Genomic DNA, 12,535 nt, shown 5'->3' on the forward strand with positions numbered 1-12,535 from the left:
CTATTTTAATTGAATACGATATAAAAAGTTCAAAGCAGAGGTATTTGCTGTATCAGTCCGTTCTGTTTTTCCTTGTATACCAACGCCCCCCCATGATTCAGGTGCCACGGTAACAATTGTAGTATTTACCGTCACTTGTGCGGATACAAATCCCCCAATCCCCAGGGCATCGAGAATTTGCTGTAACAACACAGACGACCCTAAATCTTGAAGTTGTTGTCCTCCTCCGGACTGCTGTAATTCACTGCGCGTAGCGCCAGTCAACAACAATGTCAACACATCTTCTTTTGGCAGCGCCGGGGCAGAAGCGTATTCGATCGCCATATCTCCCGGTGTACCGGTGATCGTTACCGTAACTACATAATCGCGGATTTGCGATTCCGAAATTATGTTGATTTGTGGTACCAAGGGCCGATTGGAACTAAAACTCACAATACATTGGCGAATATCCATATTTCCTTGCGGTAGAAACAGCTTTCCTGACGTTGTGCGTATCCCCCCCGAAATTTTAGGAGCTGCGGCACTACCTTTGACGTAAATATCCCCGCGCATTTTGATCCGTGCTAAACTACTATACACAGCGACCTGCGAAACCTTCACCTGCAAATCTAACTTCATATCCAAGAAAGGAGAGTCAACACCCAATTGACTTCCTCCCGCCGATGCCCGTTCAGGAGAAGATTGCAAAACCGCATCTATTGTCACGTCTGCTGTTACTTTAAATTCGGTAATATCTACCACACCACCGAGTTTACCAACAAACTTAGGTTGACCTTTGTCGTTTTTGACAATATCTCCCTTTACGTACACATCCATGTCAGCGCGGCCATACAACATCTCATCTCGTATGAGCAAAATGCGTTTTCCTTTGATATTGAAATCCACTTTGGTCGGAAAATATTGTTGGTCAAACAATATAGTGGTCGTACTTTCTATAGATCCGCCCCCCACCAAACAACGCAAACTCAAACTGAGTTTTTGTTCTTCCACCAAGCCATCGACAACGATATCGTTGACACGCGTATTCGCTTGGGGAATGCGCACTAAATCTTGTTTGTAGTTGAATAGAGCTTTGACAATCGGCTGTTGCGTCGTTCCTGCAATCCTCAGTAAACATCCAAAACCATGTGGCGCACTTTTTTTATTGCCCCACAGTGAAATTTCTCCCAAATTTATCTGCCAAAAAGTGCTGTCTGGCTTATTGGTAAAGGGAATTTTTATTTCGACGCCAAGATCAAGATCACCATTCGCACCGGGTATTTTGCCTCGGGATTCTATTTCAATCTTACTTTCGCCATTAAAAATGGGCGATTCTAGACCGATAAGAGGTGCAAAATCATTTATTGCTCCTCCGATATCGCTGGTAAGAAGTACGCGAAAAGGACTGTGCGGCTGATAACCGGTATTTCCCGTTAAGTCAAAAATGGACTTATCGGCATATTTTACATTCATTGTGTCTAAGGTAAAAACATCTTTTTGTGCTTGAAATACAGAATGAAGAACCACTGGTTCTAGTGTTTGCGACTGATGGCGTCCATTTGTCAGCGAGTAATCGATACGACAATTGACGCCATCTAAACCACCATGCGCTTTTATCTTTAGAGCACTGTTTCCAGCGATTTCTTGCTCAGGAACAAACTTTTGTGCCAATTGCTGTAAGTCAACATTACTTGATAGTTCACTTTCGATGAGTTTTTGTTCCTGGAGATGCCATTTCCCAGAAATATTCAACAGCTTTTGTCCATCAAATGCCGCATTCATCGTTTGCAAATCAGCGATAGTATTTCGCAAGCGAATTTCTTGGTTGAGCGCGATACTTTTATAGGGTTTCTGTGTAACATGACCATTTTGTAGCTCTATACGCGTCGCCGAAAATATGTCACTTTGTAAAATATCATCCTGAACAGTCGCGTCCAACGTGTTGTTTACTGTCAAATCTCCACTCAACACACCTTCTTGTCCCGCAAGCGCAAGATACTTTTGTAAACCGCGCACGCGTATCTGTGTGGTGAGCTTACCACGATAAGGTTTTACCAAGCCAACATCACCATGACTATCGATTAGCTTCTCCTGGTCAAGGTGCAAAAATGTATTTACGTGAACCTTGTCGCTATGAGTATTTACTTTACTCGTGAATTTTAGTTCTTCAAAACGAAACTCATCGCGAATATTGCCTTTTTTCAACGATAACACACAATTCATATTAAGCGACGGTATGGTCTTGAAATCTTTAGGAATTGGTGTTTTCAAAGACATGTCGACAGCAATATCGGTATTGATATTTGCCAACTCAGGAGCAAACTGCGTTAAATATCTTTTTACATTCGCCACGCGAATTTTATTGCGTACTGTAATGTTATTTCCATCACCTGACAATGAGGTATCTAATATTTTGGATTTGTCAAGACTTACGCTCGCCGTAGTGTTGTATAGTCCTTTTTTTAATTGACTACGCACCGCAATGACAGCGTCACGGTGTACGAAATTGTCCACTTGTATTCTTTTACTTTGGAGAGCAAAAGAAAAACGCGCATGTAAATTTTTTCGTGCATGCTCCCAAATATCTTTAGGTGAAAGACTTAAGAGAGTCGCTAGTTGTTGCTTCCCTTGCTGTGAATCGACAACTTCTACAGAATTCCAATGCGCATATGCGGAAAATTTACTATGAACGTCTGCCATCTCCAACTGTGGTACGAATTGGCGAATTGTCTTGCCGCTTGCGAAAACTTTTCCCTGAATGTCAAGAAGAGTATTTCCTGAAAAATCGACGCGTAAAGGCTGCAAAGCTAAACGTAACTGATCGTCCATATTCATCGACAAAGAGCGTAGCGACAATCGTTGTAAATTCGCCCGGCTCAAAACATCGACTTGTAATTTTTCAAAGTTAACTTTTTCGTGTTTTCCGTTGTTCAATTCAACGCGTGATTTAAGATATATAGATTCACCTTCTGTCACAGCAAGCAATTTTCCCCAGATTTTATTGCGCACTTGTATTTTTTCTAATTCAATACCTAACGATTCCCCGGAAAGTTTTGCCACATGTTTTAATGGCTGTGGCAAGTTCACATCACAGTACACCACAGAACTTTTTTCTTTCTCCAAGGCAATGCGTCCGCGCACCGACAACCAATCTTCTTTACCAACCTTCACCTTTAACTGTGAAATTTTAACAGAACCGGGAGTCACATTTACTTTAAGAGGTATAGAAATTAAGCTGTATTTTAGCTTTTCTAACAAGGATACGCGTTGTAGCTGTAAGTGGTGTTTTAGTGTAATATCGAGGTTTTGCCCTTGAGGAATTTTACCACGAACATCAAAACTTCCCTCAATATTTCCGGTGAATTGTTTTTGCAGATCTGGAACAAATTTTTGCAATTGCTGCGCAATGTTTTTTAAGCGGTAACGCCCGGTCAAATGGAAATCAGAGAGAGGCTCCCATCCCGAATTCCCTGAAAAATGAAATATCTTTTTCTCATTCCATCGCCCGACAAAACTCATCACATTGACCTTATTGTTTTCCACGGAAAAATCGACAATTACTTGAATATTACCTAATTTCTTTTTTTCAAGAATAAGGTTATTGAATTCGCATTCGATCTTACCACGAAATTCATTCTTGAGTTCGCTACTCTTGGGAAGTATGCCGCTTCCGGAAATTTTAATGAAAATATCTCCGTTGTATGCATTGTGTTTTTCTTTGGGAAGTACTAAATTTACATACTGCCCCACAGATAAAATACTTAACTGTGCTTCGACAAAACTTTCTTTATTTTGGCTAAAGTCCAAAAATGTTTTTAGGTTACTCTTTATATCCCCAATATTTAATTCTGCCTTGGGAATATCACAAATCAGTTCTTTGGTGTTAAACGAACCTTGCCATTGACCTTCAATACTCTGCTCAGGAAAAAACTTTGTTTGAATATCTCCTTCGTGTATTTGTCCGGAAATAGACACATTTTCCTTATCAATGTTGAGAACGTTCGCCAAAGCAACCTTACCTTCGCTGTTTAACTCGTCCAAGTCTTCGACAAATGTCCGTGCAACATTTTCCAAAATCGCAAAGTCTTCTATGTAGAAAAGCGTGTTTAGTCCTTCCTTTTTTATCGTTTCTTTTTCCCAAACACGTGGTTTGTCGTTGAAAATATCGATTTGGGTTACCCCTTGCATTTCATTGACATTCCAATCAGGAAGATCCATTTGTGCCTGAAAACCCAGTTTTCCCATGGCCGCATTTTTAAATTTCTTTCCCTGTAGTAAAGAAACAAGGTCAATGGTTTTATTAAAGTCAACCTCGCCATTGCCAATTTTAATATTTTTGCCACTGGCAACGGCAATGGTACCGTCGATGACACCTCCGGGAGTGGGCAACGAAAAAGAAACCGGCAGTTGTTGCAAATTATTCAAGTCGAGACTGAAAATATTGGGTATGACCAAGTCTTGATCGTATTCATCGATGTGTGCATTGACACTTTTTATGGCAAATATTTTATTGCTAATCTCGGTATTGACTTTTATCGCAGAGATTTTTTGCGCGGTATCGTTATTTTTGGCATATACACCTTTAATTCGTAACTCACTGGCATGGTCTTTATTGGTAAAATTCAAGTTCGCGACCTGGAGCTTTTGCCCCCCGACATCGTACACGAAATGTAAGTTGCTCACATTGACGTCGGGAATTTGTTTTAAAATAAAATCGACATCAATTTCCGCAGGAGTTTCCTTTTTGGGAGGTGCTGCTTTCTCTTGACTAGGAGGTAGGCCAACGACTGTGGTGCGTAAGTTTTTCACGATGATGTTTTGCACAATTTGTTCACCAGTCAAAGCTCCCCATAGGTCATAGGAAACAAATATCTCGTCAAACTGTAATTCCGAAACAACGCCACCACCATCAACGAGGCGCATTTTCTCTAAGCGTATATTGGTAAAATACGTACCGGAAAAATTATCGATACGTACTTCAATTCCCGTATTATCTTTGATTGCTCCCGCGATCTGTTGGCAAACTAATCGCGAAAATAGACTTTCGCGAAAAATATACACCGCAACGAGCAACATCAAAAAACAACCGCAGCATATTGCAAAAATTTTTAGTTTGCTTCTGCGCTTTTTTTTAGGTGACATAGCCTATACCCTATACCATGCCCAGATGCTTTTGAGTAAAGCAATCTGGATGTAAAATAAAATGTAATAGTCCCAAAATAAAAACGGAGCCTATTATGATATATTAGGCTCCGTTGTAATTATAACAGATGTTTGTCTATTTGCAAAATTTACTTATCGCGCACTTTTTTCGATAATTTGTAAACTGCGTTGTGTTGAATTTCCCTGAATCTCGGGAAAATACATCATTTCTGCTCTCGCAGGCATCGCCGTGTAATTTCCAGGTGTTTCTGCACGTAGACGATACACAATCTTACGCGCTCCTGAAGAGTAACTGCCGAAGAATACAACCAATCGATCATCGCGATACTCTTTGTTGGACCAATAGTAGTAGTATCCACGACGTTGTTCTTTATCTTTCTCAAACTCACATCCTGCCGGAATGTAGTCTTGTAGCATGACATATTCGTAGTTACGTGTCGCCGAAATCTCCAACTCTACCTCGAAAACTTCCCCTTGTTTAATGACACCCTCAAGAGGAGACCTTTCAAAAGTAATCGTACCGTTTGTATCGGTTTTTGGAGTTAAGCGAAAATAACTACGTTTTACTTCTATGCCTTCGGCAACCGCAGGAATCTCTTTTTCTTTGGAGTAATACTCGATATACGCAGAATAGTATACCTTACCACGTCCATCTTTTTTAATGGTGATAGTATTTTCGCCCATCTGTGGTTTTACAGAAAATTCTTGAAGCGCTGTATTATCAACAGATTGAAAAGCAATTGCATTCTTCTCTCCATTGATGTTGACTTCTCCCGTATAGTTTGGATTCAGTTCATTCGAGTGCACCAAGTAATCACAGAAAGCGAAAACAACAGCAGCGGTGTCCTTTGTCGACTGGTAACGCTTACCTTGTTTTTTGATTTCCAACCATTTGAGAATTTGTGGGATCAATGTGTGTTCTGGATTCATGGCAACAATCGCCTTTAAACAATAAGCGGTTGTTTCCACAGGGTTATCTGTCCAACCATAACGCACTGTCTTTCCAGAAAAGTGACAATGCCCGCCTTGGATTTTTGCATTTTTTTCCAGCATCTTTAACAGATCTTGAGCCACATCCATTTTGCGTTCTTTCTTGGCCATGATAAGCAAAAGCGCACGGCAGTAATCACTCATTTCATCCACTTTAGCATACAGGTCATCAATCCACTTACTCTGAGGTTTTTTTGCCTCGGAATATGCAAACACCATATAGCACTTGTGTTCAAAATTTTTCTCTTTGTCGATGAGATTTGCCAAAGCCTGTTGTCCACGTGACATCACATCGCTCTTAATCGCAAAGTCCGCTTTTTGTGCTTGGGCGAAACCATACATCACATAGGCGGTCATCAGTGGATTGGTCGCATCACTTTCCCACCATCCCCATCCGCCGTCGCTATGTTGGAATTTGTACAGGCGTTCTGTACCTTTTGCAACATACTTGGGAAGATTCTCTTCCAATTCTTTGTGGCGCATCTGTAAGTTTTGTAATGTTTGTGCAACAATTACCGAAGGTAAGAAACGGCTCATTGTTTGTTCCACACAGCCATAGGGGTATCCCGCTAGATATTCTAACGATTCTAGCATTGAGCCTGCCAACGTCGGTTTCACACTCACCACTAACTTGGCGCGGTCTTCACTACTGGAGCTTGGTAAGTTAAATTTTAACGTTACTTGATCACTTGTTGCTCCTGAGTGTGATTGACGTAATGCAATACCGTAAGGAACAATCGGAATCGTAAGACGCATCGCATCTGACTCTTCATCGGTTAGAGCTTCTAGTTCAAGGGTTGATTTCTTTAGGGTGTTGACATTTACACGCCAATCAACGCGTTTGTCTTGTCCAGGGGCAACAACGACTTGCTGTTCTGGAGCATCAAGTAACTTTACCCCGTCGGCCTTGAGGCGACACACAACATTTTTTGGCGTTGCCAGGTAATTGTGGATCACACCGGAAATGACAATTTCATCGCGCTCGGTAAATGTACGCGGACATTGTAATCGTGCCATGAGATTTTTGCGCGTAATTACCTTGTCAATCGCTTGTCCCACCTTACCGGAAACAGTTACCCCGCGAATAGTCGCACGCCATGTGGTTAAGTTGTCCGGCATAGTAAACGATACCTTAGCCATACCAAGTTCATCGGTAACTACATTGGGTTTCCACACTGCACTGTCGGCAAACTCGGTGCGTACACGTGGCTTTTGCAACTGTTTTTGCCCTTTTCCGCCAAATCTAGATCCAAACTGACCGCCCGCAACATCTCCCGCCTCCATATCATCCGCTTCGGCCTCTTCTGCTTTTGCGGCAGGGGCCTGTGCCTGACGACGCGCCACACTACCTTTGGCATCTTTTTTTTCTTTCTTCGAACTATCGGAACGTCCGCCATAACCTAGTGAATAGAAATAGTAAGAAGAGTTGGTTCTCACCGCACCGCGATGTGTCATAAAAAACGCTTTGCGAATGTCGGGAGTGCTATCGGCACGCAAACTATATATTGCTTCGTCCACAAGTCCAAAAGAAAACTGCGTAACAACCGGCTTGTTTTCTGCATCGGTAACTTTAATTGTGTATGTGGCTTTTTCACCTGGTTCATATGTCGCTTCACGGGCAACACTAATGTTAAGAAACGACTGTGTCGGAGGTACAACAATGCGTTTGTGTTTCTGTACTAAAGTATTGTTTTCCATCATCGTCGCTTTAATGTCGACATATGGTTGGTGATCTTCTGTGGCAACATCGCTATAAGTGTAAACACTACCTTGCATTTTAACGAGATGGTAGCTTTCCACGCGATTGGTTTCTGTGGTGAGAAGCATCCAAGAGTTGCTAAAGCCCGTCGTAAGAACCCCACGTATTTCCTCACCAGGAGCATAGGTACTCTTTTCTAATTCAAGATTAAGTCCTGTATAAGAATACGGAGAACGCCAACTGTTATCGGCAACCCATACATTACGTGTGGCATGTACTAAACGTCCATCTTTATCCTTCGCTTCCACTTGCAAATACAAGTAACCATTTTCCGAAGTTTTCCAGTCAAATGCCGCGGAACCGTTTTTGCCTGTGGTCAGTGTTTTGACCATTAATTCGCGTGGATCTTTGGTGTTGTGTTTGGTTACTTTTAGGGTAACATCTAAATCAGCGACACCTTTTTTTCCGTAGTCCTGCGCAAGTACTTCAATGTTGACATTTTCACCGGGACGGTACGACCAACGGTCGGTATTGATGGCTAGAGTAAATGTAGAGCGCGTCGCTAAAAAGCTACCGGAGCCACTAATCTTGCGGCGGCTTTTGTCAATCACTCCTACCTCAACAACATATTTTAAATCTTGGCCTTTGTTTTTACGTGTGTCAATATCAAGAGTAATTTTGCCCTGTTCATCGAGTTTTCCGGTACCTTGTTTGATTAAACGCCCACGGCCTTGGTGAGGTCGAAACCAACGGTCATCGTGGTAGTCGTGAAACCATCCCCATCGGTCGTAAACACGGTACGGATTGTACCAGTAGTTATTTTCGTAAATCTTATATTCTACATTTGCTTCCTTAACAGGTTCGCCAAAATAGTAAACAGCATTTGCCACAACCTGCATTTTTTCGCCTTGTAATACGTTTGCCTTGGCTGGTTTTACAAAAACTTCATACTCGGGTTTTTTGTATTCTTGAACATCAAAATTCGTCGAGTGGTAATACCCACTGCCATTAAACTGCATGTAGTAATAGCCCAGTTTAGCGGTCGCAGGAATAGTATAGTCACCATGAATTCCACCAAATTTGTCCATGGTGTAGTCTTTTTCGTGTACTTTTTGCCAACGTTGATCATAAATCGTCAAACGTACATTTCCGGCGGTGACTCCAATGCTATCATCGGCTTTTCGCTCACGAAAAAATCCTTTAAATTGCACTTTCTGTCCAGGACGATAAATGGGCCGATCTGTATAAGCATAATTGATTCTCTGGTAGTAACCACCGTACCAATAGTAGTACGATCCCGAAACAGCTTGCCCCTTAGGAGTATCGACAATCACATGAATATTGTCGGAGTCGTTCTTACGCATTAGCATCTTTGCCGCAAACAAACCGTGATCGTTTGCCGTACCACGATAGGCAATTTTTCCCGCTTTAAGAACAATAATATTCGTGTCTTTCAATGTATTGTTATCGGTGTCTTTGGCCCAGCACAGTAACATACGGTCGTCGGACTTTGTCATGAGAGATACACGTGAAGTAGAAAATAGTGTATTCATGGTAATGTACTTAGAACCCACCGAAAGTATGTAATATGACGGGTCGTTTAATTTCGGCATGCGAATTTGTTGGTAAAACCAGCGTCCACGTGCTTTTTCCTCGACATCCTCTGTCCACGACTTCACTTCCTCAGCATGGTCAGGAATAGAGGGCGCTTGGGGATTGAGACCTTCTTCAATCATTTTTACTAGATCAACTTTGTAGATCGTTAAATTCACCTTGTCGACATTGGTTCCCGATAGCTGAAAACTGATCTTTGTGGAGTCAGGATTGTGATAGTTTCCCGAAGCATACAAATACATGTACATATTTTGCAAGCTTTGTAAACGATAGATCGCGTTCCATTTGCGATAAGATTCTGGCCAATGTGTTAAAATCCACTCATACGCTTTCACCGCCTCTTTTCGATCCACATTCTCCAAGTACTGCGCATACTTGTAGGCACCATCTATGGCGATGTTGGTATTCTTGTAGTTTTTATGTAACTTCTCACGTAGAGATTTTGCTTGGGATTTATCCTTACGACCAAGAGCGTTTACTAGAGTGTTGTATAATTCGCGTGCTTCTTTATCTTTTTGCTTTTCTTCTTTAGAAACCGCCGAATTATTCACCGACTTGAATTTGCGAAAATCGATTACCGGCAAATTTGCAAAAGAATCACGAATATTCCACTTATCGGGAATATTGATATTTTTATTTTGCGCATTTACCTGTTCAGCGTCTTCGCTGTTTTCGTTATTGTCTTCGTTTTCGTTGTCGTCTTCACCGTCTTCGTTAAAATTCATATTCGCCACAAGTGGATTTTGTGGTTGATTTGCGTTTTCACGTTGTACATTTTTCGCCTTGTTATTTGCTTCGTTGTTGTTTATATTTGAATCACAACTAACAAATAGTAGTAAAAAAATGCTCATACTCCACATAAGTATTTTCATGTGATAATCCTTACTAGTATAAATTGAGTGTTGCCTACGACTGATACTGTCTTAGTAACACAACAAAAGAAAAAGTTCCCACATTTTAGCAAATTTTATTTATAGGAAGTACAGATGTCGAAAAAAAATTACGTACCGTTACTGTATTCAATCTTAAGTGGTGCTCTTGCTTTTACGATTGCAAGTATCATCGTTTTCGTGACAGTTGCTTTTGCTGAACGCCAACTATATCAGTTACTCGGTTTACTTGGTGCTTACATATTCTGGATTATTCTATTTATCAGCAGTGGAACCATACTTTTATATCGTTTAGTGCGTCGCATCATGTCACTGCCTCGTTTTGCTATTGCGTATAGCGTTTCTTTCGTTTTATATTCCTTAGCATGGATGATGAGCTATTACAATATGCGCAATAGTACCGGAGAATGGGTCGGCTCACTCACTGGTAGTTTTGCTATCGCTATTTCCTTTGCTGTTTTTTTTGCCTTGCCACAATACATCGCACGATGGACGCTATTTTTCTTTGTTCTCCATTCCATAGGCTACTTCATTGGTAGTAATGTATTCGCGATGGCCCCTAGCCGCGAAACAATGATTCTATGGGGAATTACCTATGGTTTAGGTACTGGAGCAGGTCTTGGCTTTATTCTGTACTATGTCAAAGAACATTTTGTTTTGCAAAAAGCACAAATATCATAGGAGATCGTCAAAGGTGGGAATGGAAAGAATCAATGAATATCTATTAACTCTACAAAACAAACACGATATACCTGTCAACATTTGCGCAAATGCACAGGTAAAAATAGAAAAAAACGCTGTACAGGAGCTATGTGAACTTTTAGAGCTAGCGGAAAGTGTACAAAATATCCAAAAACAAGATAAAAGTTTCTTTGATACTCCTCCGCAAATCAACCAAATCGCCATCACTCCCGATTTCCATAAAGGTCGCGGAGTTCCGATTGGAACAGTGATGCAAACGCAAGGCTTTGTTTCTCCGCAAGCAATAGGTAAGGATGTCAACTGTGGCATACGCTTTTACACCACAGATCTTTGTCCTAACAAAATCCGCGAAAACTTTGGCAAACTCTCACAACAAATACGCCATGTTTTCTTTGAGGGCGGACGCCAAATTCCGATGAATCGCACGCAACGCGAAAGCATTTTCAAAGAAGGTTTACTCGGTCTACTCAACACTCACAAAATCGCCAACGACAAAGGTCTTTGGCAATACTACCGCGCCCAAAAACAAGAGCAAGAACTCAACCGTGTAAACGAAAATGGCTCCCTAATCACAGAGCACATCTTCGCTTTACAAGACTTTCTTGGCAAAAAAGAATTGAGCTACGACGATCAAATTGGTTCGATTGGCGGTGGAAACCACTTTGTCGAAGTGCAAAAGGTAAAAAAAATATACGACAACAAAACCGCTTATGCGTGGGGAGTAAAAAAAGACCAAGTAGTGGTGATGATACACACTGGATGCGTAAGTATCGGCTACCCAACAGGAACATTTTTCAGCAAAATCGCCCAAGAAATATATCCCAAAAAATTACCCTATCCACATAACAAAATCTTTATACTACCACAATCCGAAAAATATCAAAAATATTGGAATTTTTTTTGGGCTTCGTTGTACAATGCCGCCAATTTTGCCTTTGCCAATCGTTTATTTTTAGGATTAATGCTAGAGAAATGTATGCATGAAGCACTGGGCAGTGCAAATTTCGATTTGGTCTATGATACCGGGCACAATATTGTCAATGAAATGGATGGGTATTTTATTCATCGCAAAGGAGCCAATCCAGCACGTGGTGTGGAACAAATGGTCAATACACCATTTGCGTACTACGGTGAACCGGTGATGATCCCGGGCTCCATGGGATCTTCGAGTTTCTTGATGTGCGGCAAAGGACAACAAAAAATTTTATCGAGCGCCAGTCATGGAGCGGGGCGTAGTTTGTCGCGTGGTCAGGCAGTACGCCACGAGGAGAAACAGTTTCGTGAATTTATGGAAAAATTTAAAATCATTACTCCCGTAGACCCGACAAGACAAGACCTAAAGTCACGACCAGATATTTTGAAAAAATGGGAGGAAGAGATAAAAAAAGAGGCCCCATATGCTTATAAAGATATATCAGGAGTTATTGACAGTCAAGTTCAGGCAGATATGGTAAATAAAGTTGCTGAATTACAACCTATATTTACCATAAAAGGCTAA

General features: G+C 41.3%; 4 protein-coding genes. 2 read left to right on the plus strand and 2 right to left on the minus strand.

Translation table 11 applies throughout. The features are described from left to right. Entirely contained in the window at nt 1-5,121 is a 5,121-nt protein-coding gene (locus UABAM_RS09215) for a translocation/assembly module TamB domain-containing protein (RefSeq protein ID WP_151967710.1), read from the minus strand. Nucleotides 5,122-5,274: 153 nt separating this feature from the next. Further along, nucleotides 5,275-10,317, minus strand: a complete 5,043-nt coding sequence (locus UABAM_RS09220) for an MG2 domain-containing protein (protein ID WP_151967711.1) — start codon at nt 10,315-10,317, stop codon at nt 5,275-5,277. A 114-nt stretch (nt 10,318-10,431) separates the two neighbouring features. Between UABAM_RS09220 and UABAM_RS09225 the strand changes: the two genes are divergently transcribed. Together UABAM_RS09225 and UABAM_RS09230 are read left to right on the plus strand one after the other, a co-directional pair. After that, nucleotides 10,432-11,016, plus strand: a complete 585-nt coding sequence (locus tag UABAM_RS09225) for a hypothetical protein (RefSeq protein ID WP_151967712.1) — start codon at nt 10,432-10,434, stop codon at nt 11,014-11,016. A 19-nt stretch (nt 11,017-11,035) separates the two neighbouring features. Next, on the plus strand, nt 11,036-12,535 hold the full coding sequence (locus UABAM_RS09230) for an RtcB family protein (RefSeq protein WP_151967713.1): 1,500 nt from the start codon (nt 11,036-11,038) through the stop codon (nt 12,533-12,535).

The organism is Candidatus Uabimicrobium amorphum (genome assembly GCF_009002475.1).
In the GTDB taxonomy this organism is placed as follows: Bacteria; Planctomycetota; Uabimicrobiia; order Uabimicrobiales; family Uabimicrobiaceae; genus Uabimicrobium; species Uabimicrobium amorphum.

Bases quoted from the DNA above. Each gene is read 5' to 3' on its own strand.
- UABAM_RS09225 (WP_151967712.1), top strand. From the start codon at position 10,432: ATGTCGAAAAAAAATTACGTACCGTTACTGTATTCAATCTTAAGTGGT.
- UABAM_RS09220 (WP_151967711.1), bottom strand. From the start codon at position 10,317: ATGAAAATACTTATGTGGAGTATGAGCATTTTTTTACTACTATTTGTT.
- UABAM_RS09215 (WP_151967710.1), bottom strand. From the start codon at position 5,121: ATGTCACCTAAAAAAAAGCGCAGAAGCAAACTAAAAATTTTTGCAATA.
- UABAM_RS09230 (WP_151967713.1), top strand. From the start codon at position 11,036: ATGGAAAGAATCAATGAATATCTATTAACTCTACAAAACAAACACGAT.